Below are 25,215 nucleotides of genomic sequence, written 5' to 3'. Positions count from 1 at the left end.
TCCTCACTCCTCCTTATCGAGCTGTCTGTGCGCTTCGATTAAACGCTGTATTGTCGAAATTATTTCGATGATAAAAAACAATAACGTCGTCCAAAATAAGAAAGTCGGCGCTGTTAATACCATCAAACTAAGTAAAATAAATCCTTCCGTTCGTTCCGCGAGTCCCGTTGCATAATGAAATGACTTCACGCCTTTATTCTGCACCACATTTCCAATCGTCAAAAAAGCCGTAATTCCAAATAAAATCGATGCCATCAAAAGTAGCAGGATGAACTGCTGTTCTGGAAATCTTGCGGCCAGCGCAACAATAATCCCCGCTTCGACCACTCGATCAAACGTCACGTCCATCACCGTTCCAAAACCGCTTTGCTTCGTTTTTCGTGCCATCGTCCCATCAACCGCATCCAAAAACCCAGAAAACCAAAGGACTAAAACACCCGTCCACATCCAGCCAAATCCGACCAAAATCGCAGCAACGACGCCAATCACAAATGCCAAAACCGTCACTTGATTCGCTGAAAATCCGATTTTCAAAAAGAAATCTGCCGTTTTGTCCAATATCGGTCTGACATATGGTCTCGCTTTCGTATCAAGCATCTTTTTCACCCCTTACTGGCGCAATATAAGCCGTTTCCGCTCTATTTTCATCCACGATAATAAACTTCTGTGTCCCGTCTTCCAAAATAACCGACCAATAGGCCTGCCCATAGAGCATAACTTGGCGCTCGACCCGCACCGGAACACCAAAATCCGCCATCCGCCAAGCACCAATCGGGTAATAGGCATCCTCATACAACAGACCATCTCCGAAAAAAACATCGATTTCAGCCTCCGTCGCCTCTTTCAGTAACCCATTGTCCATCAACAAAACGCGCTCACTGAAAACTTTAGCCTCTTCATAATGATGCGTCACGAATACCGCCGCGATTTGGCGCTCCTCAATCTGCGTAAAAACCCACTGCCGCATATCGCGTCCGAGCCTCACATCCAAACTACTAAACGGTTCATCCATCAATAGTAAATCTGGATTACCAATTAGCGCTCGCGCCACCGAAACCCGTTGCTGTTGCCCACCTGAAAGCTCAAAAGGGTAGGCATCGGCCCATTTTGCCAGCTCGCTTTTCTCCAAGAAAACGCGTCCGATTGCCTCACGTTCTTTCCGTTTTACCTTTTGGCATTTCAGTGGAAAAATAAGATTCTCCAAAACCGTCATATGCGAAAATAGCACAGGTTTTTGAGAGATATACGCCATTTTAATCCCTGATTTCTGATAACTACCACCATCAAACGGTAATAATCCCGCTAATACTTTTAAAAATGTCGTTTTCCCACTCCCCGATCCACCTAGAATAGTCACCTTCTCACCTCTTCTAAGCGTCAAGCTAACCTCGTGCAAAATCGTCTCATTTTCAAAGCGTTTCGTTATATTTTCAGCCCTGATTATCTCCATTAACCCATCACCCCAACCAATTTCACAATTCCTTTGTAGCACCATCTAAATATAAATAACATCGCAAACGCCATGAAAATCGTGAATAAAGCAGCTGCCGCAACGATTTGCAATTGCGAAGATGTGAAGTATGGAAATAAAATGAGTGCCACCGTCTGAATAATACCGCCACCGATCATCGATGTAATCGCGTACTGCCCAATCGAAATCACGACCGAAAACAACAAAATCGTCTCATTCATCGGACGCATAAGCGGTAAATAGACGTCCAATGCTAGGCGCAACCGCGTTCCACCCATCAAATAAACATACTGATTAATATCCTGATCAAGCGCCAAATAAGCATTCCGCGCAATCCTAATTGAATAAGGTAACGTCGGCAAAAGTTGAATCAAGACAACTCCTAGCACTGTTTCCGTCAAATCCAAACGAATAAACCAAATATCCAGCCCCGCCGCAATAACAATGAGCGGCACAATCAGGGGTAGCTGCAAACAAACATCCAAAAACGCCAATTTCCGCCCCGTCGCCCGCGCTAAATAATACCCCACATAATTTGCCACCAGCAAGTTAATCATCACAACAAAAATCGCGACCATAATCGTTGTTCCAATCGCCGACCTGAAATTCGAATCCTCAAAAATACCAACTTCCCCGCCACGCCAAGCAACGATACCAAAAACAGCAATCATAATCACATATTGTCCGTAAATAAACTGCCTCATAATTGCCCACTTCCTTTACGCAAAAAGCCCCGATATCGTTGCACCGAAGCGAATAGAACAAACGCCAACAACAGCAAGAACACAGACACCACAACCATCCAAAACATCGTCGCCACTTGCACACTCACATCCGTCGCATAATATCCCTGATAAAATACCACACCTAGAAACGCCGGAAAACTGTTTCCCACCAAGCTTGGGATTTCATATGCCGTCCAAATAAAAGCCAACAAAATAATTATGAGTTCTGCCATTTGTGGCGCTATTTTTGGAAATTCAACAGTCGCAAAAACGCGCCACGTCCCACCGCCAGACAATCGCACCAATTCCACCTCTGCAAAATCGATTTTTCGGTACGTCGTCATCAGATAAAAAACAACAAACGGTACTTCTTTCAACAAATACGCGATCAAAATCTCCAGAGTCCCGTAAATTTTATAATATTCGCCGATATACGGATAAATGAACGCAAAAACGAGATATACATAGAGCGCTACAACAAAATGCGGATAATAGAAACTCGTGTTTAAACGTGCCACGGATCGCATCACTTTAGGTTTAAGCAATATTTGTCGCACAATTAAAACACCCAGTCCAATCGATAAAACTGTTGCAATCACACTCACACCCAACGAATACAAAACACTTGTGAAAATCCGCTTTTGACGGCTTACTTCCACAATTCCATCCCAATTTGCCCCTAAAAATCGCATTTTCCAAACGAGCAACACAATTGCCATCAAACTAACCGCGCCAAGCAACACCGGAATTAGCCAAGCCACGCCTTTACGGATAGACATAATTGCTCCATTCTTTCTGAATCGCTTCTGCGGTCGTATCCGGGAACTCATTCAACGCCTGCCAGTCATTATAAAACTGATCCCCCGTCTCACCTGCCGCGTCAAATTTCGCCTGCCAGTCCTTCGTCATTTTATTCGTAAGTAGCGTCGTTCCATCGCCCCACACCGATGTTTTCAATTTCTCGGCTTGCGCTTCTTCCGACAATAAATAATTAATCACGACAAGAGATGCCGCTGGTTGTTGCGTATTAAAAGCCACCGAAAGATAATGCGCATTCGTCAAAGCCCCATTATCAAGCGAAAAAGTCCGCGTCGAAGCTGGAAACGTGCCATCTTTTATAAATGGCAAGGCACGACGCTCATTAAAGCCCATCGTGAAATCAATCTGACCTTGCGCGTACAACTGATCTAGCTCCTGCAACGTTTTCGGATATGTTTTCCCATCACGCCACAAATACGGTCCAATCGATTCTAAATACGCATACGCCTTCTCACGATCCGCTTTTGTCGGAGCCTCGGTGAATTCCTTCCCCGGATTTTGCGCGTAAATCACTTGCCTAACAAACGCATCTCCGGTGAAATCTGCCACATCCGGATACGTAAACCGTCCAGGATTTGCCTTCACCCAAGCCGTCAATTCCGCCAAATTAAGCGGTGGTTTCGAAACTTTGTCCGCATTATATTGGAACACAAAAGACGTTTTTCCCCATGGTGCTTCCATTTTATCGATCGCATTTCCCGCATCCTTTTCCGTCAAAAGTGGATCGACAAACTTCGCTACATTTGGAATCTGATCGGTAATTTCACCGTAAAGCAGCCCGCCATCCTTTGCCGTTTTGAAATTCTGACCATTAATCCAAACCACATCCACGCTACCATTTTTCTTCCCAGCCTGTTTCTCACTGCTCAGTTTCTGAATAAATTTCTCCGTATCCATTGGCACCCGTTTCAGCGTAATATCCTGCTCTTTTTTCAGTTTCGGCGCCACAAAATCGTCGATGTAGGCGTTAATATTCTTATCCCCGCCCCACATGTAGAAATTCACCGTCTGACCTTTCGCGTCCTTTTCCAACTGCGCAAAATCCTGGCCCTTCACGCTATCCGACGAGCTATTATTCCCGCACGCCGCCAAAACGAACAATAATCCAAGCATTGCCATTAAGCCAAATCGCTTCATCCCAGTTCCCCTTCTTTCCAAATCGGTATCGCCAAAATAAACGTACTACCAACATTGAGCTCGCTCTCCACACACAGCGAACCACCGTGTAACTCCGCTAAATTTTTTGCAATATGAAGCCCAAGTCCCGAGCCACCATGCGCCAAATTCCGCGATTTCTCCACACGATACAACCGCTCAAAAATCCGCTCCTGCTCCGCCGCTGAAATTCCCTGTCCGTGATCCTGCACCCGAAACAAAATAGCATCTTCCGTCCGCCTCACATTAATCTCAATCGCCGTTCCCACATCCGAAAACTTCAACGCATTCTCCAGCAAATTATACAAAATCCGCGTCACAAACTTCTGATCCGCATACACAAACTGGCAGTCCGGCGCAATCGCCACATGCACATCCCGATGCTCTCGCTTCAACTGCACATCAAAAGCCTCCAAAACATCAACCAGCAACTGATCCAACCAAATCCGCGTCCGCTCCAAAACTGGCTCTTTCTTATCAATCGCCGCGACATCCATCAACTCATCAACCAAATCCGTCAATCGCATCGTTTCCCGCTGAATCGTCCGCAAATACTGCTGCCGCTCCGCATCCGTCGCAATCATTCCATCTAAAAGTGCCTCCGAAAACGACCGAATCGATGCAATAGGTGTCTTAATATCATGCGACAAATTCGCAATCAACTCATTTCGCTCCAGTTCTCCGTCCTTAATCTGCCGAAACATCTCGTCTAACCGCTCCGACATCTCATTGAAATCCTCCGCCAGCATCCGTGTTTCGAGTGGTCCCGTCACCTCGACCTTCCCAGAAAACTCACCTTGCGCGATTTTGCGACTTTCCTTTCCCAATTTATCAATCGACCGAAGTGCCGGCCGCATCAACAAATAATTAATCACAAAAGCAAGCGTACTCGCACCAAGCGTAATCAAAATCGTAAAAATCACGAATTGCGTGTTAAAAATCATCCGATACGCGCTAAAGCCCAGCACAACCGTTACAATAATCACGCCAATCCCATAAGAAAGTAAAATAAGCGTCCGTAATTTCATGATTCCATCACCAACTCGAACTTGTAGCCAAGACCCCAAACAGTCTTAATAAAAACTGGTGCCTCGCCGTTCACCTGCAACTTCTCCCGTAAATGATGGATGTGCACATTAATTGTATTCGCATCCCCATCGTACTCGTAGCCCCAAACACGCTCCAGCAATTCCGATTTTGAGAAAACCCGTTTATTCTCACTCGCTAGAAGCCACAACAAATCGAATTCCTTAATCGTCAGCTCCAATTCCTGCCCAGAAACCGACGCCAATCGTTTCGCCTTATCCAGAAAAAGTGGTCCATGTGTCAGCGTCTCCGGTTCCACAAATTGCCGCGACCGCCGCAAAATATTTTTCACCCGAAGCACCAACTCACGTGGGCTAAATGGTTTCGACATATAATCATCCGCACCGAGCGTCAAACCGTACAACCGCTCCTTCTCCTGCGTTAAAGCACTCAAATACAAAAACGGCGTATCCTTTCCGCGCTCCTGCACCTCCATAATAAACGCATGCCCGTCCATTTTCGGCATCATAATATCCACGACCATCAAATCGACACGTTGCGCATCATACATCACAAGCGCCTCTTCGCCATTTTTTGCCGTTAAAACACGAAAGCCTTCCTTCTCCAAATAGCGCCGACACACATCAACTATTGTCTCCTCATCATCCACCAGTAAAATCGTGTTCATCCGCGCCTCACCTCACGTTTATTTTTTCTCAAATAGATACAAGAAATCCCCGTACCCCTTCTCCTTCATCTGTGCCCTCGGAATAAAATTGAGCGCCGCCGAATTCATGCAATACCGCAAATGCGTTGGCTGTGGCCCATCCGAAAAAACATGTCCCAAATGCGAATCCGCGTGCTTACTCCTAATCTCCGTCCGCTTTGTCACCAAGAAATTATCCTCTTTTTCATAGACATTATTCGGCACTAGCGGCTTGGTAAAACTCGGCCAACCCGTACCCGAATCGAATTTATCCGTCGAACTAAACAGCGGCTCACCCGAAACCAAATCTACATAAATTCCTTCCGCCTTATTCGCATCATATTTATTTTGGAAAGCCGTCTCTGTTTGACTTTCCTGCGTCACCCGGTACTGCTCGTCCGTCAACTCCGCCTTGATATCAGCCTGCGAATAGCTCGCTGGGTAACTCGGCAAATCTACCGCCTTGTCCTTGCCCCAATGCTTATTCAAGAAATCATCACGCCCCGAGCCATTCCGATAATACTCGTACCGTTTCGGATTTTTCTTATAGTAATCTTGATGATACGTTTCCGCTTCATAAAAGTTGCTTGATGCCTTAATCGGCGTCACAACCTTGCTAAACCGATTCGTTTCTGCCAACGCTTTTTTAGAGGCTTCCGCTTCCTTCTTCTGCTCCGCATTCACATAAAAAATCCCCGCACCGTACTGCGTTCCACGATCGACAAACTGGCCCTCGGCATCCGTCGGGTCAATCTGATGCCAAAATACGTCCAGCAACTGCTCATACGAAATCAACTTCGGATCAAATTTTATCATCACAGCTTCCTGATGCCCGGTATTCCCACTCGAAACTTCATCATACGTCGGATTCCGCGTCGTGCCCCCCGTATACCCCGAGATCACATCGTTGACCCCTTTTAACTTCTCAAATGGCGGCTCCATGCACCAAAAACAGCCACCCGCAAAAATCGCGACCTCTTGCCCCGATCCATCATCACCCACATTTTGATACGCTAGATTATCGCTACCATGCGACTTTGCATCCTGATGCGAAACATACGCATAAACGCCCCACGCCACCCCAATTGCAGCGATTACAATAAGCGTATTTCTCAACCATTTTTTCATATAGTCCGCCTCCAAATAATACAATAGTCTGCTAATAATATCTAATTCCCTGATTTACACGTTGGAAAACGATATTATCTTACCCACCTATCATACAAAAAAGAAGTTTTATATAACTTACCTAATTATTATGTAATTCTTAAGTTTAAAAAAAGCCTAATTTAGAATGAAAACGATAGCAATCTATCCAACAAATTCCCCACTATGTTATACTAATAATACTTTCCATTACAAAAGGAGGAACCTAAATCATGGCTATTTTTTCAACACATTTCGCATCACAATCCTTGCAACTAAGAACCTCGCTTCAGGTGTTTATTCCTGACATCATCGATACCGACAAGCCCATGCGTTTGCTGTACTTATTACACGGTTTATCCGACGATGACACCGCTTGGCTGACCAACTCCTCGCTCGTTCGCTATGCGGAGAATCGTAATATTGCGATTGTGATGCCACAAGTTCATCGCAGTTTTTATACAGATATGCAGACTGGAAATCGGTACTGGACATTCCTGAGTGAGGAATTGCCACGCCTTGTCCACAGCTGGTTCAAACTCCCTACGGAACCCGAAAATACATACGTCGCAGGCCTATCCATGGGCGGTTACGGCGCGTTCAAATGGGCCTTGCATTATCCCGAAAAATTCGCCGGAATGGCATCACTCTCTGGTGCACTGGACATTGTGGCATTACGCGAAGCCAGACCAGAAGGCGAAGCAGAGATGCAAGCAACATTTGGCGACATCGAATCCCACCGCGGTTCCGACAACGATTTGCTCACTTTATTAGGAAAAATCACAGCCAAACCGCGCGTTTTACAGCTTTGCGGCACGGAGGACTTTCTATATGAAAACAACCTCGGTTTCAAAGCCCACATCGAGCAAACAGATTTACCGTACACCTATCAAGAATCACCTGGTGAACATGACTGGGAATACTGGGATCGCGAAATTCAGACCGTACTCAACTGGATTGATCAAAAAGGAGATTTTGCATGACGAACACGAAAAGAAACGCCAGTATTTTATTTGTGCTTAGCGCGATTACGGCGATTGGCTTTATCCTGATGATGATTGGTGTCGCAACGAATGCACCCTTTATTCAGACTTTCGACAACTACTGGATTGATATTATCCGCGTTAATATTACAGCAAGCAAGACAGATATCATTGCTTTTATTACCAATTTTGGCGGGGTTGCAGCGATTGTGATGATGACGGTTGTCCTTCTCGTGATTCTCCTGCTTTTGAAACGCTATACCATTGCCATTTGGTTTGGCGGCGTTGTTTTGGTTGGCGGCGCGCTTTTGCCCTGGATTATTAAACAAATCATCGCCCGTCCACGCCCGAGTGACATGCTTATTTCCCAAGGCGGTTACAGCTTTCCAAGTGGTCACGCCACAGGTTCGACAGCGTTTTACGGCATGATCGCAGCTTTACTTATCCTTGCCGTATCAAAATTATGGCAACGCATCCTGATTGGGCTCGTCGCCCTAGCAATCATTTTAACAATCATGTACACTCGCGTCTATCTTGGCGTTCACTACCCATCAGATGTCACCGCCGGATTCCTACTTGGCAGCACCGCAGTTCTTTGCGGGAGCGCCCTATTCCTACTATACAGTCAGGCATGCCACCGCTATTTGTTGGCTCGAAACTGGAAAGACGTCTATTAAAAACGGGTTCTATAATAAATGTTGGGGTAGAAATTAATCTGCCTCAACATTTTTTTGTTCTTGTTTTAAGGCAAAAAAATACACAGTAATATCAACATCCGTTAAGATAAAAGTGACGAAACCCAATCCAAAGGAGCGATATTACCATGCCAGACCATTTTATCATACAACTCATGGGTTTAGAAAATAAAAACGTCCAGCTCATCAAACATTCCATAGAGAAAGATACCTGCCATCTTCATATTCAATTAAAACGAAAGAAACATACGTGCCCTCATTGTCAAACCGGTATAAATCGTATGAGAGATTATCGTACTCACTTGTTTCAACACCTTAAAATGGCCGAGAAACGGGTCTATATTCATTATTGGAAACGACGCTATCTCAGAGAACGCTGACAACAAGTAGAAATCGTGATTATGGATCTAAGCTCCACATTTAAAAGCTCCGTTCAAAAAGCCCTTGGCAACCCATTGATTATTGCTGATTCTTTTCATTTTTCCCACTATATTTATTAGGCATTAACCAAAGTTTTAAAACGTGGTGCTTATGGCTTTCAATGCTTCGAAAGGTTCCGAACCAAAATACTAGCACAACACTTTATCAAAGATTTTGACATCTCTGTAGTTTAAGAAAAGGCACGAGCTATTGACTCCCTAGCTCGCACCTCGATATTTCACCCCAACAATTGACATAGAGCCTTAAAAAGAAACGTGCCATTTTCATGACACGCTCTCGTAATCTTACATGATTAGCCTATTTAACTTTAAACTTATCTTTTGTCAGCTAAGTTTTCTTCAATCATTTCTTTGTATATTTTAAAATCTAAACCGACTTCTTTTCTTAGTAAAGTTAGGCAGATATCTATCAAAGTTTGGTTTGTAATCGTTTCATTTTCTATCTCTGTTCTCATCGCATCCGCAATAGTAATTTTTTGCTGCTCTGTTCCTTGGTCGAAAACTTTAGCGAAGGCCTCATACAACAAGTTGTCTTCTTTTACCATAGAAAAATCTTGAATCCACGTGTAGACACCATTAGCTACTTCATTCATGTTTGTTGAGCTAGCCCATGCTTTTATTTCTTCATGAGTGGGTATATGAATGTCATCATGTTCTTCATCATCGTCGTCTTCCACCGTAAACATCAAGTCCATCAAGCTATCAAAGTCATCACAAATTTTGTGCGCATCACCGCGTTCTGTATCTATATATATAATTTCAGGCGCTGATGGGTTCATTTCATAATCTAATGCTATAAAAGAATGCCCATCTCCCGCAATCAGAATGATATTATCTTTCGTAATTTCCCACTCTTCTTTAAGATATTCTGTTTCCAGTATACCTTCATCTGGTTCAATTCCGTATAACGAGTCAAGTAAGATAAAACCCTCACCATCATCATTAACAAAGTCAACGTGAACGGCATCCGTTTTTAGATAACCACCATTTTGTTTTTTCAATACCTTAAGATAGCTCTTGGGTAATGTGACACCAAATGTTTTTTCTGCCAATTCAATATTTTTTTGTGTCAATCGGCTCGGATTGTCACTATCTTTTTCCCAAATACTCATATTCTTTACTACCTCCTTCGTTTATTTTGTACCCCAAATAGCTTTACCTCCAGTGTGGCCCGTCGCCTTATGAATAGCTGTATCTACTAATTGCATTTTGCCTCTATCTTGATGATGCCACGTCATACTTCTAGGAGTAAACCCATTTTGTATATCCTTAAGTTGATTCGAAGTAAAGTTACTCTTAGATATTTTACCATTATTTATATTCTTTTTAAGATATGCATTTGCTTCTTTAAATTGTTTCGTGTTAGATGACTTCAATAAAGAATTTGGTAAAGTCATTTGCGCTTTCTTGCTGAAAATAGGGAAACCTTTAGCATCAAATTTAACACCTGTTTTAGGATGTGATTTCCCAGCCAATTTACCATTTTTTATGGTTATGTTTTTCTTCACACCATTTTTAAGTGTTTGTTTGACTACATATCTTGATCCTATTCTTATAACAACCGCTGCAACTGCAGGAATTACAAATGGCAATATCCGACCTTCAATTAAATCCGAATCAATTTCAGGTAAACCACTCGTGTCGTAGGATTCTTCTTGTAACCGTTCCACTTCTTCTGTGGTTGTTGCAAGTATACCATCCAGTTCTTCTTCCGTAAATGTTACTAAATCATCCTCTGTAAATTCAGCCGGGACATATTGTTCAAATCCATCAATAGAGACACTTGGTACTTGCGAGATAGCAATCGTTTGTCCTTTCTCGCTATACGCTGTAACACGGAACCAAAACTTATCCGCATTGGCATACGTTGTGCCCTTTAAGGCATATGGCTTTCAATGCTTCGAAAGGTTCCGAGCCAAAAAACGAGGCTATACCGTTCCCAATCAGGGTATCACGGATAGCCTCGTTCTTTTTTATTTACGCTTATTTCGAGCGGTTTGAATCAAGTTCCAAATAACTAATACTAGAACAACTACCAATAAAATATTGATAAGCCCTCCAGCGATATGAAAAATTAATCCGAGTACCCAGAAGGCAAGCAGAATAACGATGATTCCCCAAATGATACCTAGCATGTGTAACCCTCCTTGCTTTGTGTCATCTATATCTTTACCACATTGAAAAATCGGCAAACATCCAAAAACTAGAAACTAATCACGATTTTTCCTTTTGCATGGTGTGTTTCGCTGAGGGCATGCGCGTCGTAAACACCTTGTGCGGAGAATGGGAAAGTTGCCCCTATAATCGCTTTAACCTTGCCAGCAGCCATCAAGTCAGCAAATGCTTTCAACTGCTCACCGTTAGGCTCCAACCAGATGCTCTTCGCTACGATATTTTTCGATTTTGCCAATTCTTGATCAGGTTCCGCAACGATTGAAATCAAACGTCCCGTGTTCTCTTTCAACACTTTGAAGCTATCCTTTTGAATGTCGCCACCCATCGTATCAAAAACAACATCCAGATCCGTTAAAACGTCCGCAAAATTCGTTGTCTTATAGTCAATCACTTCATCCGCGCCAAGCTCTTTCAAAAAGGCTGCATTCTTCTCGCTCGCCGTCGTAATCACGTGTGCACCAGCATTTTTCGCGAGCTGAATCGCAAGGGTTCCAACACCGCCAGCACCAGCATGAATCAACACTTTTTCACCAGCTTGCAAATTCGCGTGGTCAAAAAGCGCCTGCCAAGCCGTCAAACCAGCAAGGGGGATCGAAGCTGCCTCATCAAATGATACATTATCCGGAATTTTCGCAAGTAATGGCGCGTCTACTAACGCATATTCTGCATACGTACCAAAACGCGTCGTCTCAGGGCGCGCGAACACTTTATCCCCGACTTTCCAATCCGTCACATCCGCGCCAACTTCAGAAATAACACCCGCTGCGTCCCACCCTAAAATAATCGGGAACGGCCAATCCATCATTTGTTTTAAGTACCCTTCACGCAATTTCCAGTCAATCGGGTTAATCGAAGTCGCCTTCATTTCCACCACAACTTGATTTGCTTCCGGTTTTGGATTCGCAACCTCTGCTTCTTTCAATTCCTCTTTACCACCATAATTTTCAATAACAACTGCTTTCATCATCCATTACCTCCTCTAAATTTAACGCGTAATATTCGCCGACATCCGTCCTAAAATATCCGCAAAACCCGCAAGTTCTTGTTTTGATAAACCTTCTAGTAACTGCCTCTGAAAAGCCTCTTTTTGCGCTGTTAGTTCAGTAAGCCTCGTTTCACCAAGTGCCGTCAATCTGATAAAAGTTGCCCGACGATCCGGCGCCCGTTTCTCACGAATGAGCAGACCATCCTCTTCCAGTTTGCGCAAATGCCTTGTAATCGCAGCAGCATCAAGATTTAGAGTCTGTTGCAGGGCCTGCTGATTTTGCTCGTTCTCACAAGATATTTGGTAAAGTAATTCCACTTTTGTCGCACTCATTCGCAATGTTGACTCGAATGTTTGGTTCATATTTTTGCATAAACGGTGCATTTTCGCGAGCAATATCGCGCGTTCCGAACAACCATCATCCATCTCAATCCCTCCGATCCACCAATTAATTGACCCATCAATTGATATATCAACTATCTTACTCTTTTAAATAAATTTGGCAAGGAATCTGCTCGAAAGGTATTCAGAACTGCATTATGGTATAATTTTTACAAAGTATGAGTTCAGAACAAAAATGGGGGTGTGGAAAAATGACAACGCAAGATAAGACATTTATTTCACTTATTTCGACAATGGGACGTGTTTTGCTGACAGAGAGCGGCGAAGGCACCATTATGATAGAAGAACAGTTGCATCAAGTAGCCGCGCATTATGGCTATCACTTGAATATCTTATGCTTAAGTGAGTATATAGAAATCACCATTTATCATGAGGAAGAGCATATTCACCATGCTATTATTCAAGCAACACCAGGAATCGCTTCTTTATCACGCATATCTTCCGTCAAAACATTGCTTCATGACATAGATAATGGCCTCACGCTTGAAACGGCGGATGAAAAGATGCAAAAGATTGCGACGTCCCCGCCAATTTATCCTGATTGGTTACGCGTAATTGGTACCTCTTTTTTCGCGATGGGATTTGCACCTCTTGTTATTGCAACATGGACAGAAGTGTGGATTAGTGGTGTTTTAGGCCTCATTTCAGGACTGATATGCGTCGTTTTAGAAAAAAATAGGTTCGGCCTTTTCTTTCCGCTCATCGCATCCTTTTTTGTAGGTATTGTTAGTCTCACTGTTTTCCATGACACGGCGATTAGCTACGGGCCTGTGTTTCTGATGATTCCAGCGCTGTTCATTTGTATTCCGGGAGATACGATGTCTGCGGCTGCCGGCGAGGTTTTTTATGGAAAATTAACAGCTGGGTCTGCTCGCTTAGTCTCTGCATTTATGTGTCTCCTCCAGATGGTGATTGGCATTTTGCTAGCGATTGAAGTGACTGGGGCAACCGTTCGGACGCTCGATAAAGGAGATATTTCAGGCACTTTTAATTCAGTCTATATCTTATTATTTGTCATCGTTTTCTGCCTAGGATTATGTTTAACATTTAACGTTCCAATGACCTATTTGAAGTGGTTATCGATTTTTGCAATCCTGACTCTTGTTATCCAATATGTTGTAGGTCAGTGGACTGGTGATTTAATTGGCACCTTTGTTGCAGCGATTGCGGCTGGTGTTATGGCGAATATTGCCACAAAATCCCCTTCTCAACCACCACGCGTCGTCCTTTTTATCAGTAGCTTCTTCATTTTAACAGTTGGCGCAAAAGGGATTGAAGGGCTATCGAGCATTATTGGTGGATACGTTGTGGAAGGTTCGCGTGAAATAATGGCGATGATTATCCTCTTCCCGACCGTGACTATTGGCATAGCGATCGGCTACTTAATTTCGACACAAAAGAAACAATTACAACAAAAAAATTGAAAAACTGCTGTTCACCTGCCTTGTGATGATTATATAATGGAGATAGCTTCATAAAACAAGGTAAGAGGAGAGATTTAGAAAAATGAAAAAAGGCATCGGGATACTGCTTTTGGGCTTAGTACTACTTTTAGCAGCATGCGGAAGTAACGAAAAGCAAGCAGAAACCTCTGATAAATTAACGATTCAATTAGATGAAAAAAACGTAACGGCGGACGCAAATGATATTTTCACGGTTACAGGAAAAGCAACATCTGGTGCTACGATTAGTATCGGCGACGTTTCCGTGGATGCAAATAAAAAAGGCAAATTCGAGTTAATGCACGTCTATGAAAGCGATAAATCCTATGAACTAATAGCGAGTAAGAAAGGCCTGACAGAGGTCCGCGCAACCGTTCATGTGACCAAACCGAACGCAGTTAAAGAGGAGCAGAAAGAACAAGAGCAAGCCGCGAAAGACAAAGCTCAAAAAGAAGTAACGGAAAATGCGAAGCCAAACGCCGCCAAAATATCCTTTGCGATGTTGAACGGCAATCCTGATAAATACGCGCGAGAATCGTATTATTTAAAAGGACAAGTCGCAGAAGTCACTGATGGCGGCGCGACGAAATATTTGAAGGTAAATATGACGCAAGATGGTGGCACGTGGAAAGATACCGTGATGGTGATTTACACGGGGACTACAGAAGCTAAAAAAGGCGCTATCGTCGAGGTTTATGGGACGATTTATGGAACGTATGCGTTTGATGACGCGAATGGTAAGACAATTGCGATGCCGGGGATTACGGCTAGTTCGATTAGTGTTGTAGAATAAAGTATCCCTGTCACACAATGTTTTTATCATCACTGAAAATAAGCAAAATAATGACCGCCAAGCGTCCAATGCTGGCGGTCTTCTTCTGTATCTATCATTTAGCATTAAGATAGCTTAGTTTGTGCTACGTCGCTTTAGCAACTTCACCAACAAAATAATAATCAGTATAGGAATAAGCACAATTATAGTTTGGGCTGCACCTAACACCAGAGCTCCAATAATAGTTGATGCATTCGCATCATTGATTAACATAATATCCATGAAGCTAAGTACTATAAAAAGCGATATTGCTAGAATTAATATAGTTTTCTTCATTGAAATGCGTCCTTTCTATATTTTATCGTATTACAGATGACTTACTCACCTTGCCCAAGTGATTACATTCCACATTTACGCGAATATACTTCTCCTCCACTACAAGCCCGTTACCTTTGTACATTATACCAGACTTAACTGTAGCCTGCTGATACACTACTCGTCTCTTGCTACTCGGTTTTTGTACATCATTTTTCTTATCATGAACCGACCAAACGACACCAGAGATACCATTCACTTTAACATAGTTCTCTGTAGTTTGTGCAGTCACTTTAGTACCGTTGTAAGTGAACTTGGCGCCAATGCCAGCAGTGTAAAGCTTATTTCCTGAGTACTTAGCATATCCCGTACGTGTATGTCGAGCCGACACTGTTTTTGATGCAGCGTGTACTTTTTGACCGAAAATAACTGTCTCACCAAACTCCTTAATACTTGAAATTATAGTTTCATTCGACTCTTCTTCTCTCAGTAACTTCTGCTCTTCTGGAGTCGCATCGCTCTCATTTGATACCTCAGTTGAGTCTAGCATAACCTCTGTGTCTGTAACAACCAATTGTATTTCATCATTGATAGTATATGTATCAATAAATTCTGGCGCTTCCTCAGAGCTACCTATTTTCTCAGCAATAGTATTATTATTATCAGCTAAATACTCTTGAACAATTTTTTCCTCGTTGCCATCCGCATTTTTTAACTCTTCTACCAGCTCTTTCTGATATGCTAACTCTTCCTTTATTTCTTTTTTAGTAAGATTCAGACCGCCACCACCAGCTGCTACAGTTACAGGTGTGTCTAGCGACTCAGCATCAGCTAATATAGGTGATGCTACTCCCGATAACACTATAGTAGCTACCATAGAGCCGATACTAATTTTCTTTAATATATTCTTATTCACAATAACCATCTCCCTTTTTTATATTATTTTTCTATATCACTTACATTACAGTAACATTACAATAATTGCAAACTTTTTGTTAACTGTACCCAATTTAGACAAAATAAAAAAGGCATTCAGACGAAAGCCACTGTCTTACTATTTGATGTTAATGATTTCGAAATCTTCATCTTACGTATTGGCGTAGATTATATCGCATCGCTTAGAGCTAAATGATTTTCAAGCTTTTTTTGACTATACTATTCATCACTTTCTCCGCTAACTCTAAGACATATATCTGCCACTCTACTCATAAAAGAAAACGTACATTTGAAATTTGTAAAACAGAAATCACGGTACAAGAAATACGCCCTAACTTTGTACATTTATTCCTATATTTTGTAGGAACCAGGATAATATCGCAGCAATCACTTTTAAAAAGTCATTTTGACATCTCTGCCCATGGAGCATTTTTAGCACTGTAAAGCTAAAAGGGTTGACAGGTTCAAAAGCGCTGTGCTACAATGTTTTCAAGATATAGGGGCGTTAGCTCAGCTGGGAGAGCGCTACGCTGGCAGTGTAGAGGTCAGGGGTTCGATCCCCCTACGCTCCATAAAAATCTCTAAATATGTAGAAAAGACATGTTCCTGATATAAACTGGGAACATGTCTTTTATTGTATCACTATCTACTAAATGAAGTAGATTACACTAATTTTTTAATAATTTCCAATAACATTTTCACATCCTCTACTCGTGTCGCACCCGTTTCTGCGTCCACAATCGACGTGTACACGTGCGGGATTACTTGTTTCACACCGGCATCCAGCGCGATTTTTAGAATAGCTTCGAAGTTTTCTAAATCGATTCCGCCTGTTGGTTCTAATGCGAAATCGGCTTCTGCACATGCTTTAGCGACTGCCCGGAATTCGGGTTCTGTGGATAAGCCCTTCATTGGGAAATATTTGATTGCGTTACCACCCATGTCCTTGATGAGTGCAATCGCGGCTTCAATTGGGACAATCGCTGTTTCTGCCACGCCTGCACTGATCGCTCCTGTGGAAATGTTGACGTATCCAACTTTTCCAGTTGGCGACACAAGGCTATTAATCCAGCCAGGTTTTGCGTCGAGGTTTGCTCGAGTTGCTCCAACAGCTGGGAAAACTTGATTGATGTGGTTTCCTGCGTATTCTTTTGCGATTGCCGCAACAACACTTGCTTGGCGAGCATCTCCTGCGCCTAGCCCAACGGATACAGCATCATCAATCGCCGCGCCGTATTCACGCATGGCCGCGATGCCTGCTTCAACTGTCGGATAATCTTTGGATAGCACACCGACAACAACGTGCTCTTCTGCTGCGTCAAAAACTTCTTTTGCGTTCTCCACCGAATTGGCTAACACGTTCAGAACCACGCGATTTTTATAAAAACGGTCTTGTATCGTACTCATTGAAAAATTCCTCCTAATTATTCGTTTTATGCGACGAATCGTTTGATTTCTGCCGCGATTATTTCTGCGTCATCGCCTTGAAGCGAGCGCGAATCGATATCGAAAAAGCCTTGTGTTGCGCCGTAATCTCGTGTGTAAATGGCGATTGGGCCGTTTTTGAGCGCTTCGACAAGTTCTACCGCGGTTTTTCCTGTTTGCTGTGCGTCAATCCGAATACGTGCTCGAAAAATCGGACGTCCAGCTTCATCTTGTACTTCTGTCACGCTGATTCCCGCCTGATTTGCAAAATGTGAGGCTAATTTGTGCACGGTTTCTTTTTGTACCGCGCTCGTATCTGCTTTATCCCAATATTCTTCTAATGCTGCGAGTAAGCCGAATGTGCTTTCCTTGCCAACTTTCATGCTACGGCCGATACCATAAAGCTGTGTTTTCACCCAAGTAACGTAGTCTTTACCACCTGCGACGATGCCTGTTGTAGGGCCTTCAATCGCTTTAGAGCCGCTATATATCGCTAAATCGCCACATTGAACATATTTCTTCAGATCACCTTCTGCTGCTGCATCAATAATGAGCGGAATATTATATTCGAGGCTGATTTCACGCATTTCTTCGACAGAAATCATGTTTTTCTGCACGGCATGATGGGACTGCACGTATAAAAGTGCCGCTGTGCGTTCATTAATCGCATCAATCACATGCTTCTTGCGCCCTTCATTGGCATATCCAACTTCCACACGACGCCCGCCGCCGAGCGCTATCATCGTCTCAACTGGTGCGCCATACTGGACATTATGCCCTTTTAACAAAATAATTTCATTGGCTGCGATTGGCTCTTGGTGTAATTTCATCGAGATACCTTCGTGGCCTTTTGTCACCATCGCTGCGACCGAGAGTGCGATACCGCTCGAGGCCGAATTGACTACAACCGCGTCCTCTGACTCTAGCATTTTGGCAATCCGTGCGCCAGCTTTATCGACCAAATCCGCGATCTCAACATAATTTTGACCGCCTTTTTTCATCGCTTCAAAAACCGCATCACTCGGCGCCGAAACACCGAGAATACTCATTCGACCGCTCGCATTGATCACCCGTTTCAAGCCGTATTTTTCGTTTAGATTTGTCATCTTAAAACTCCTTCGCATTTTATAGTGGGAAAAAGATACCTAGAATCATCGCGCCAATAATTGCGCCACCAGCAATTGGCTTTTTCCAAGCGTAAAAAATCGCTGCGCCGATGATCGAACCGATACCTACTGGAATCGAGGCCGTGCAAGCGCTTAAAACAATAAGTGGGCCTAGAAAGCGACCAGACGTATTTCCCGCACCCATCATGACATCTGCGCCAAATGTCGAGTTCGATTTTCCAACTGTGAAATGGCGAATTCCAATAATAATCGCGCCGACTGCAAGACCAAGTACCGCACCTGTCAAAAGCGCCACCGCAAAATTCGTAAGCGGCAATGTGATACCAGCGCCAAGCATTAGGGCAGGCACTCCAATCCCAATTCCCGTCTGAATCGCGCCACCGATATCGAGAATCCCGACAAGCGAGCCTTCCAGAATTCGCGCAAACAAGAAACTCGCGCCAAACGCAGCAGCTGCGCCATATCCGCCACCTTCCATCCCGGCTTTTAGCAAGGCCACAATCGCCACATCATTGAACGCGCCCACATGATACACGTAATACATATGCGTTCCAGCGAATACGCCAGCCGATAAAAGCGCCACAAAAATCGGGAAACTCCAGTCTGCAAACCAAAAGTTCTTTTTATCAATTTCCGTTATATGCTCCATTATACTACACCTCTTGTCCTAATAGTCTGTGGAAGTTGAGCAACCACTCTGGTACTGGTAAATTCATACTCTTAATCATTTCAATATCAAATCCGCGGAAGAATGCACTTAATACGAACAAAATAATAACAGAAATCAACAGCGTACGTGTCAATTTATTCCAACCGCTATCATCCACACCTTTACCGATTAAAATACCGAGAACCACACCTGGAACGGCATTTCCCATAATAATATGTGCCAATCCACCAAAAATCGTACCCCAAATACCAGACCGTTTTCCCGCATCAAGGGCTGCTAACCAAAAGATAACTGGCATGATCGGATTGATTAAAAGCGTCGCTGCTGGAACGAGCACTTTTTCCGCGATATCTTTCAAAGAACTAGGAATCGCCGCACCCGTTGAATTCAAAAATGCAACAACAAGGACGCCAACAATCGCGCCAGCAATCGCCATTTTTTTCGGATTATGTAGCGTATCCTCTACTGTTCTGCCTTTTCGGATAAGAGATGCCGCCGCCCAGTTCGGAATAATCCGATGATCGACGTCTTGCGTGAAGGCTCCTGTTGAAACGACGGAAGCCCAGGCGTTGAAGAAGAATCCAAGCCCGAAAGAAAAGTGACTCGCCGCGTCTCCCGCACATGCATTCAATTCGCCGAGCGTTCGAAAAGCTCCCATTCCTTGAGTCGTCGGCGCGTGGAACATCCGTGCAGCACCAGCACCGACAGCAAATCCGACAAGGCCACCGATGATTGCCGATTTAAATAGAATTACTAAAATATCCATATTCTCAACCTACCCTTTCGCCAATTTTTTCATTAGTTTGTTTTTAGTATTGTCTTCTACGGTAAAATTCACTTTTTCAATGTGCATCACGGCAAGATCCAACGCAATTTCTAATTTCACTTCAAATTCCTGCCGTATGCGCGGAAACAGGAAGAACATAAACGTCTCTTTATAGCGTTTTTCCGTCGCCGTTAAAATGCTGACATCGCGCGGTTCGATTCGTAAAATCATCGTGTTCGGATACTTCGCCATCACCTGTTTTTGCACTTGACCGAGCGCTGCATTTATCGCGTGCTGTTTCGTTTTTCCTTTTCCAGTAATCTGCACCGTTTCTTTCATATTCTCCTGCATCTTACTGTTTCTCCGCGTGTTCCTGGAAAGCCTTTACCAAACGCTCACCGAGTTCTTCTACATCCATAAAACCAAAACCGAGCACTGTTTTACCGCCCTGAATCGCCGTCACGCCTTCTTCAATCGAGCGCATCCCGTAATGTGCCGGATAGCCGTATTTCGTTTGCGCCGTCAAAGCACCCGCGCCACCACTACCACAAAATGAAATACCGAAATCTGCGTTATTTTCCTTCATCACGTCACCAAGTCGCATATCCGCGCCCATTCCCGGCACAACAATTGCCTTCGCTCCCGCTTTTTCTGCACCAGCCGCTACGTTTTGTCCTTTTCCTAACCGATCTGCAATCACCACTGTAATTTGATTCATCATTTTTCCTCCTCTAATTTAATTTTGCCGTCTCAAAATGGATCGACAGTAAATATTTCTCATCTTCATGAATCCCTGAAACCATGCCACAAATCCGTGCTGCTAAATATAGCGAATCAAGCGACACCTCATCAAAAAGCGCCTTATCCTCAATCGTGAACATTTCGCCTTCCCGACCCCGCCGGATCATCGCCGCCACATGAGAAGCAAGGCCTAACTCCTGCGCTGGCTCCAAAAAAATCCCATCATGCTCCGCTTCGGTCTTCGCTTTTTTCATGACTTTCTCAAAAAACATCGCATCACCACTTCTCTCTGAAATCATTTGCCAATCCGTTTCAAAACTCATGCCTTCCAAACCACCCGTCCCGATTTAATCGTCATTTTTGGCTCTATCACTTTCACCGTTTCACGCACCTCGCCATTCGAATCGACAAGCGCCATTTTCCGATCCACCACATCGAACACCGTCACATCCGCTACCGTTCCAAGTGCAAAAGTACCTTGCTCATGGAGCCCCAGCGCCGCGCGTGCCCGACTTGTAACCGATGCCACCGCCTCATCTAGCGAATAATCCAGTTGTAGCAACTTCGTCATCGTCGTCATCAAACTACCGACTGGCGTTTCAATATTCCGCTCATAAATGTCCGTGCTCGTCGTAAACGCCTCATCGTATTTCCCCTTAAATTTCTGCAACGTCTCATAACTAAAGCTCGCCGAACCATGCCCAATATCAAAAAGAACACCACGAGTAAGCGCATCTCGCGCCTCCGGAATCATCTCCCCATTCGTGTCCAGAATCCCATGTTCCTTTCCATGAAATGCATGCGTCACGATATCCCCCTTTTTCAAGAGTGGCAAAATATCCGGTAAATATGGTGGCGGATTCCCAATATGAATCATAATCGGCACACCTAGTGCATCCGCCACCATCCGCGCATGAACGAGCGGCTTCACATCCTGCTCCCGCACAACCGATCCACTCATCCGCGCCTTCAAACCGACCAAATTTGGCTCCGCCGCAAAAGCCGTCCGTGCCTCATCCACGCCCATCAAATCAGCTGGATCGGCAAGCTCTGAAAGCCCGTCACAAAGCCCTTTTCGCGAAATATTCAAAAATGCCAAGACCTCCGTATCATGCGTATCAATAATCGTTTCCCGAAAACGCGCCAAACCATCGCTTCCCGTACTCCCCGCATCCACAATCGTCGTCACACCTTGCTGCACGCCAACTCTGTCCGCATCAATCCCAATCACAGCCCCGTCCTCATATACATGCACATGCATATCAATGAATCCCGGCGCCACATAACTCCCAGCCACATCCATCACAGTCGCCGTCTCCTGCGAAATCTCACTCACCGCAACAAATCGTCCATCACGAATTGCAATCTCACCTGACTCCCGCGCCACATCATCCGGGTCCACTAACCGCCCATTTCGAATCAACAACTCCATTTCTCATCATCCCCTCTACTTAAAATAATGCACAATTGCCTCCAGTTCCGCCGACTGAAAATACAATCCACACTGCTCAAAAACCTCCGTCAAGCGCGCCTTCAACTCCTGCCGCTCACCATCCTCACTCGCCAATACCAAATCATACTGCTTATTAAAATAATACCGCTGCACCATCAAAAAAATATGCAACAACAGTCCATTTTCCAATTTTCGATCGATTTCACCCGCCAACGCATCCTTGACCTGCTGGTAAACCTCGAATCCTTTCAAAATAATCTCTTCACTAATCTCCTCATGACTGCTCTGCCGTACCAGATCCACCCTTTCACCCAAGTCCAGTGCAACAGGAACCTCCACCAAAATTCGCGCCACTTCCTGCCTGATCATTTCCAAATCCGTTTCTTTCGGCAACGCCTCCGTCACAACGACCGGCAAACCCGACTCAATCGGAAAAACACTAATAATCAACTCAATCGCATGCTTCCGACACATCGCCTCGACCTCGACAATCGAACAATACGCGACCATCTCCACATGCGCAATCCCAGCTTCCACGCGATTTTTAATCAAGCGAGCCACACCACGCCCCGTGGAACAAACATAGAGCGTCCGTACTTTTCGCTGATGCAATTTCTGATTTTCCAGCGACACGAGAAAATGCAACACGATGAAAGAAATAAACGACTCCTGAATCACCTGCTCATCCGAAATGAATTTTTTGCAAGCCTCGTATACATGTCCAAATAACGCAGGATACTGCTGCTTAATCTCCGAATTCAGCGGATTAAACTCATTTCCCGGCACTCCACCTTGACCGAGCCGCAACGACAAATGCGCAAACAAATTCGCATACAACTTCTGATCCAGCGCATAATCCACACCTTCCTTCTCCGCCACAAACGCAATCATCGCCTCCGTCAGAGCCGCAATATCCGTCTCCAACATCCCGCCCACAGGACTGCCCACACAATACTGATACTCCGCCTTCAAAAGCGGAAACTCCCTTTGCATATACACCCGCTGCATAAACCCGATAAAACTGCGCTTCGCCTCCGATTTCTCCGCCCCAATATCCAGCACATGATACGCCTCCATCGTGCGCCCCATTTGCAAACGCTTAAGCGAAATCGTCAGCCGAATCAAAATGGTCATCAAATCCAGCTGCTGCCAAATTTCCCGCGTCTCCTCCTGAAAGTAATGAGCCAACGCCGATTCCACCAACTGATACTCCGGCAAAATTCGCTTATCAAACATCGGCTGAAAATTTCGTTCCCGGTCTTGCCTCGTAATCCGCGTCGTCATTTTGTAAACCTCATAATTATTCATGTTACTCATAAGCAAATGCTCCAACAACGAACGCAGTCGCTGTTCCTCACCCAAAATCCGATAACCACTGCGCTGCTCACGGCTAAGCGACACATGAAACCGTTCCGCAAGCCGTTCCACCTCATTCATATCCGCCAAAATCGTATTTCGGCTAACATCAATCTCATCCGCCATCAAAGCCGCCGTCACATAATCCTCACTCAGCAACAACATCACTAAAATACGCCTAACACGCATCGCTCGACTCGTATACAGTTTCTGATTCTCCATCTGCGACAACTCATTGCGCAACTCCATCAATAGACTCGCATCACATTCCAACCAATAACCCTTATTCGGCTGCGAAAACAACACAACCTGATGCTCCGAAAACCAATCTCGCACCCTTTCCAAATCATATTTTATCGACCGAATACTAACGCCCATCTGATCTGCTAAATCCTTCGTACGAACAACAGCAGAAGCGCTAAGCAGCTGATTCACAATTTGCAACTCTCTCCGCCCCAACATAATACCTGCCTCCATTTTCTTACCTTATGGACTACACTTCTCATTATAGAATTAAAACGCTTACTTTTACAGACAAAATTTATGCCCTCGATTAGTGCAATTCATTTTGTTAAGTTACATCATATCAGAAAAAGGTCGTGGCTATACGGGCAAAAAAAGCTTAATCGCAACACCAATTTGGCATTTTGATTAAGCTTTGGATACCTATTAAATTCATTCTTTAAAAATAAGACCCTATTTATCATGCATCGCCTCATTTTTTATAGTAATACAATACGATTCGATTTTTTGAAGTAAGCCATTGTCATTGAATGTATATATATCACACGCGTCAATAAAAGATACTTCATCCTTTTTTTCAAAAACCGCCAGTCCATTTAAGACAACTTGATGCTCTCCGATAATCCTATTTTTAACATTGAATGTTGTAGTGACTGATTTAAAATAGCTACTAGTCTCCTCACATTTTTGAATGACACTTTCTATCCCGGTTATAGTGCTTTCACCGACAATATTCCATTCGATTGAATCAGACAAATATAAGTATGTTTCCTCGAAGCGCCCCATTGAAAATGATTCAGCAATTAATCGTTTATTCATCAGACACAACTCCTTTCTTAATTTTTCTGTACAAATCTCCCTTAAATTTGATATTCTTAATGCTACCATAAAAATAGCACTAAAACCATGAATCTTAGCCCCTACTTTTCCTAAATCCGATTCCAGCTCCAAATACAAAAAAGCTCGCAAGTCTAGCGTAAACACAAGACTCACAAGCTTATTCAGACATTCTAATCGATTTCATATCCACGCACGTTCACATGAATATCGGGGTTGCAACAATCCAAGATCGAACAACCCCAACAATGCGGCCGAGAGGACTTGAACCTCCACGGGTTTTACCCCACTAGGCCCTCAACCTAGCGCGTCTGCCGATTCCGCCACGACCGCTCTGTAACACTAATTTATATTATATTATTGGATTTCCACCATGTCAATGATTATCTCAAAAAACATGAATA

Annotated in this window: 31 protein-coding genes and 2 tRNA genes; 7 read left to right on the top strand and 26 right to left on the bottom strand. The window is 44.0% G+C overall.

All coding sequences use genetic code 11. From position 1 onward, the window contains the following. Positions 1 to 3: 3 nt before the first annotated feature. From HPK16_RS12175 to msrA, 8 genes are read right to left on the bottom strand one after another with little or no spacing between them, the layout of a single operon-like run. Entirely contained in the window at positions 4 to 597 is a 594-nt protein-coding gene (locus HPK16_RS12175) for a CDP-alcohol phosphatidyltransferase family protein (RefSeq protein ID WP_181677212.1), read from the bottom strand. Continuing rightward, on the bottom strand, positions 590 to 1,450 hold the full coding sequence (locus HPK16_RS12170; RefSeq protein ID WP_181677211.1) for an ABC transporter ATP-binding protein: 861 nt from the start codon (positions 1,448 to 1,450) through the stop codon (positions 590 to 592). Before HPK16_RS12170 ends, HPK16_RS12175 begins: the two co-directional genes overlap by 8 nt. Next, positions 1,450 to 2,175 carry an ABC transporter permease gene (locus HPK16_RS12165; RefSeq protein ID WP_181677210.1) on the bottom strand — a complete coding sequence of 242 codons (726 nt, stop codon included), beginning with the start codon at positions 2,173 to 2,175 and terminating at the stop codon, positions 1,450 to 1,452. Before HPK16_RS12165 ends, HPK16_RS12170 begins: the two co-directional genes overlap by 1 nt. Beyond that, positions 2,172 to 2,975, bottom strand: coding sequence for an ABC transporter permease subunit (locus HPK16_RS12160; protein ID WP_181677209.1), 804 nt, complete (start codon positions 2,973 to 2,975; stop codon positions 2,172 to 2,174). The genes HPK16_RS12165 and HPK16_RS12160 overlap by 4 nt, the downstream gene beginning before the upstream one ends. Beyond that, positions 2,962 to 4,152 carry an ABC transporter substrate-binding protein gene (locus HPK16_RS12155; protein ID WP_246369409.1) on the bottom strand — a complete coding sequence of 397 codons (1,191 nt, stop codon included), beginning with the start codon at positions 4,150 to 4,152 and terminating at the stop codon, positions 2,962 to 2,964. Before HPK16_RS12155 ends, HPK16_RS12160 begins: the two co-directional genes overlap by 14 nt. Then, the gene (locus HPK16_RS12150) at positions 4,149 to 5,198 is read right to left on the bottom strand and encodes a sensor histidine kinase (protein ID WP_181677208.1); all 1,050 of its coding nucleotides are present in this window, start codon (positions 5,196 to 5,198) and stop codon (positions 4,149 to 4,151) included. Before HPK16_RS12150 ends, HPK16_RS12155 begins: the two co-directional genes overlap by 4 nt. Then, positions 5,195 to 5,884 carry a response regulator transcription factor gene (locus HPK16_RS12145; RefSeq protein WP_118907463.1) on the bottom strand — a complete coding sequence of 230 codons (690 nt, stop codon included), beginning with the start codon at positions 5,882 to 5,884 and terminating at the stop codon, positions 5,195 to 5,197. Before HPK16_RS12145 ends, HPK16_RS12150 begins: the two co-directional genes overlap by 4 nt. 18 nt (positions 5,885 to 5,902) lie before the next feature. Continuing rightward, complete coding sequence (gene msrA, locus HPK16_RS12140; protein WP_181677207.1) at positions 5,903 to 7,030, bottom strand: peptide-methionine (S)-S-oxide reductase MsrA; 1,128 nt, start codon at positions 7,028 to 7,030, stop codon at positions 5,903 to 5,905. 251 nt (positions 7,031 to 7,281) lie between these two features. Here msrA and HPK16_RS12135 point away from each other — a divergent pair, with 251 nt between their 5' ends. The 4 genes from HPK16_RS12135 (at position 7,282) to HPK16_RS17200 (ending at position 9,226) form a co-directional block, all read left to right on the top strand. Next, positions 7,282 to 8,031 (top strand): alpha/beta hydrolase, encoded by a 750-nt coding sequence (locus HPK16_RS12135; protein WP_181677206.1) that lies wholly within the window; start codon positions 7,282 to 7,284, stop codon positions 8,029 to 8,031. Next, positions 8,028 to 8,708 (top strand): phosphatase PAP2 family protein, encoded by a 681-nt coding sequence (locus HPK16_RS12130; RefSeq protein WP_181677205.1) that lies wholly within the window; start codon positions 8,028 to 8,030, stop codon positions 8,706 to 8,708. Before HPK16_RS12135 ends, HPK16_RS12130 begins: the two co-directional genes overlap by 4 nt. Positions 8,709 to 8,854: 146 nt before the next feature. Further along, positions 8,855 to 9,106 (top strand): transposase family protein, encoded by a 252-nt coding sequence (locus tag HPK16_RS17205; protein WP_181677204.1) that lies wholly within the window; start codon positions 8,855 to 8,857, stop codon positions 9,104 to 9,106. A 12-nt stretch (positions 9,107 to 9,118) separates the two neighbouring features. Then, positions 9,119 to 9,226 carry a transposase gene (locus HPK16_RS17200; RefSeq protein WP_425487934.1) on the top strand — a complete coding sequence of 36 codons (108 nt, stop codon included), beginning with the start codon at positions 9,119 to 9,121 and terminating at the stop codon, positions 9,224 to 9,226. 254 nt (positions 9,227 to 9,480) lie between these two features. Here HPK16_RS17200 and HPK16_RS12115 read toward each other — a convergent pair whose 3' ends face one another. The 5 genes from HPK16_RS12115 to HPK16_RS12095 form a co-directional block, all read right to left on the bottom strand. After that, on the bottom strand, positions 9,481 to 10,278 hold the full coding sequence (locus tag HPK16_RS12115; RefSeq protein ID WP_181677202.1) for an SMI1/KNR4 family protein: 798 nt from the start codon (positions 10,276 to 10,278) through the stop codon (positions 9,481 to 9,483). A 21-nt stretch (positions 10,279 to 10,299) separates the two neighbouring features. Then, positions 10,300 to 10,836, bottom strand: a complete 537-nt coding sequence (locus tag HPK16_RS17115; RefSeq protein WP_181677201.1) for an HNH endonuclease — start codon at positions 10,834 to 10,836, stop codon at positions 10,300 to 10,302. 303 nt (positions 10,837 to 11,139) lie between these two features. Beyond that, a complete protein-coding gene (locus HPK16_RS12105) occupies positions 11,140 to 11,301 on the bottom strand; it encodes a lmo0937 family membrane protein (RefSeq protein ID WP_181677200.1) in 162 nt (53 codons plus the stop codon). A 68-nt stretch (positions 11,302 to 11,369) separates the two neighbouring features. Then, positions 11,370 to 12,305 carry an NADP-dependent oxidoreductase gene (locus tag HPK16_RS12100; protein ID WP_181677226.1) on the bottom strand — a complete coding sequence of 312 codons (936 nt, stop codon included), beginning with the start codon at positions 12,303 to 12,305 and terminating at the stop codon, positions 11,370 to 11,372. 21 nt (positions 12,306 to 12,326) lie between these two features. Next, positions 12,327 to 12,752, bottom strand: a complete 426-nt coding sequence (locus HPK16_RS12095; protein ID WP_246369408.1) for a MarR family winged helix-turn-helix transcriptional regulator — start codon at positions 12,750 to 12,752, stop codon at positions 12,327 to 12,329. Positions 12,753 to 12,919: 167 nt separating this feature from the next. Here HPK16_RS12095 and HPK16_RS12090 point away from each other — a divergent pair, with 167 nt between their 5' ends. Together HPK16_RS12090 and HPK16_RS12085 are read left to right on the top strand one after the other, a co-directional pair. Continuing rightward, positions 12,920 to 14,152 carry a threonine/serine exporter family protein gene (locus HPK16_RS12090; RefSeq protein WP_181677199.1) on the top strand — a complete coding sequence of 411 codons (1,233 nt, stop codon included), beginning with the start codon at positions 12,920 to 12,922 and terminating at the stop codon, positions 14,150 to 14,152. An 82-nt stretch (positions 14,153 to 14,234) separates the two neighbouring features. Further along, on the top strand, positions 14,235 to 14,963 hold the full coding sequence (locus HPK16_RS12085; RefSeq protein ID WP_181677198.1) for a hypothetical protein: 729 nt from the start codon (positions 14,235 to 14,237) through the stop codon (positions 14,961 to 14,963). A 114-nt stretch (positions 14,964 to 15,077) separates the two neighbouring features. On the opposite strand, the gene HPK16_RS12080 is transcribed toward HPK16_RS12085, so the two are convergent. Next, a complete protein-coding gene (locus HPK16_RS12080; protein WP_181677197.1) occupies positions 15,078 to 15,278 on the bottom strand; it encodes a hypothetical protein in 201 nt (66 codons plus the stop codon). A 22-nt stretch (positions 15,279 to 15,300) separates the two neighbouring features. Beyond that, positions 15,301 to 16,134 (bottom strand): hypothetical protein, encoded by an 834-nt coding sequence (locus HPK16_RS12075; protein WP_181677225.1) that lies wholly within the window; start codon positions 16,132 to 16,134, stop codon positions 15,301 to 15,303. Between the two features lie 558 nt (positions 16,135 to 16,692). Between HPK16_RS12075 and HPK16_RS12070 the strand changes: the two genes are divergently transcribed. Beyond that, positions 16,693 to 16,765: transfer RNA gene (locus HPK16_RS12070), tRNA-Ala, on the top strand. Between the two features lie 91 nt (positions 16,766 to 16,856). On the opposite strand, the gene dagF is transcribed toward HPK16_RS12070, so the two are convergent. The 11 genes from dagF to HPK16_RS12015 all read right to left on the bottom strand — a co-directional run bounded on the left by dagF (position 16,857) and on the right by HPK16_RS12015 (position 25,144). Beyond that, positions 16,857 to 17,600, bottom strand: a complete 744-nt coding sequence (dagF, locus tag HPK16_RS12065; protein ID WP_181677196.1) for a 2-dehydro-3-deoxy-phosphogluconate aldolase — start codon at positions 17,598 to 17,600, stop codon at positions 16,857 to 16,859. 26 nt (positions 17,601 to 17,626) lie between these two features. Then, complete coding sequence (locus tag HPK16_RS12060; protein ID WP_181677195.1) at positions 17,627 to 18,724, bottom strand: DgaE family pyridoxal phosphate-dependent ammonia lyase; 1,098 nt, start codon at positions 18,722 to 18,724, stop codon at positions 17,627 to 17,629. A 19-nt stretch (positions 18,725 to 18,743) separates the two neighbouring features. Then, a complete protein-coding gene (locus HPK16_RS12055) occupies positions 18,744 to 19,394 on the bottom strand; it encodes a DUF4310 family protein (protein WP_181677194.1) in 651 nt (216 codons plus the stop codon). 4 nt (positions 19,395 to 19,398) lie between these two features. Continuing rightward, positions 19,399 to 20,181, bottom strand: a complete 783-nt coding sequence (locus HPK16_RS12050; RefSeq protein WP_181677193.1) for a DUF4311 domain-containing protein — start codon at positions 20,179 to 20,181, stop codon at positions 19,399 to 19,401. A 9-nt stretch (positions 20,182 to 20,190) separates the two neighbouring features. Continuing rightward, positions 20,191 to 20,532: a DUF4312 family protein gene (locus HPK16_RS12045; RefSeq protein WP_181677192.1), complete on the bottom strand. Its 342-nt coding sequence runs from the start codon at positions 20,530 to 20,532 to the stop codon at positions 20,191 to 20,193. Position 20,533: 1 nt separating this feature from the next. Continuing rightward, positions 20,534 to 20,899, bottom strand: coding sequence for an SFCGS family glycine-rich protein (locus HPK16_RS12040; RefSeq protein WP_181677191.1), 366 nt, complete (start codon positions 20,897 to 20,899; stop codon positions 20,534 to 20,536). A 13-nt stretch (positions 20,900 to 20,912) separates the two neighbouring features. Beyond that, positions 20,913 to 21,245, bottom strand: a complete 333-nt coding sequence (locus HPK16_RS12035; protein WP_181677190.1) for a hypothetical protein — start codon at positions 21,243 to 21,245, stop codon at positions 20,913 to 20,915. Then, positions 21,242 to 22,354, bottom strand: a complete 1,113-nt coding sequence (locus tag HPK16_RS12030; RefSeq protein ID WP_181677189.1) for an amidohydrolase/deacetylase family metallohydrolase — start codon at positions 22,352 to 22,354, stop codon at positions 21,242 to 21,244. Before HPK16_RS12030 ends, HPK16_RS12035 begins: the two co-directional genes overlap by 4 nt. Before the next feature lie 15 nt (positions 22,355 to 22,369). Beyond that, positions 22,370 to 24,193, bottom strand: coding sequence for a BglG family transcription antiterminator (locus HPK16_RS12025; protein WP_181677188.1), 1,824 nt, complete (start codon positions 24,191 to 24,193; stop codon positions 22,370 to 22,372). A 234-nt stretch (positions 24,194 to 24,427) separates the two neighbouring features. Continuing rightward, positions 24,428 to 24,793: a hypothetical protein gene (locus tag HPK16_RS12020; RefSeq protein WP_181677187.1), complete on the bottom strand. Its 366-nt coding sequence runs from the start codon at positions 24,791 to 24,793 to the stop codon at positions 24,428 to 24,430. Positions 24,794 to 25,060: 267 nt separating this feature from the next. Next, positions 25,061 to 25,144 (bottom strand) — tRNA-Leu (locus tag HPK16_RS12015). Between the last annotated feature and the right edge of the window lie 71 nt (positions 25,145 to 25,215).

Source organism: Paenilisteria rustica (assembly GCF_013820765.1).
Lineage (GTDB): Bacteria > Bacillota > Bacilli > Lactobacillales > Listeriaceae > Listeria_A > Listeria_A rustica.
This window is presented reverse-complemented; position numbering and strand designations above follow the sequence as displayed.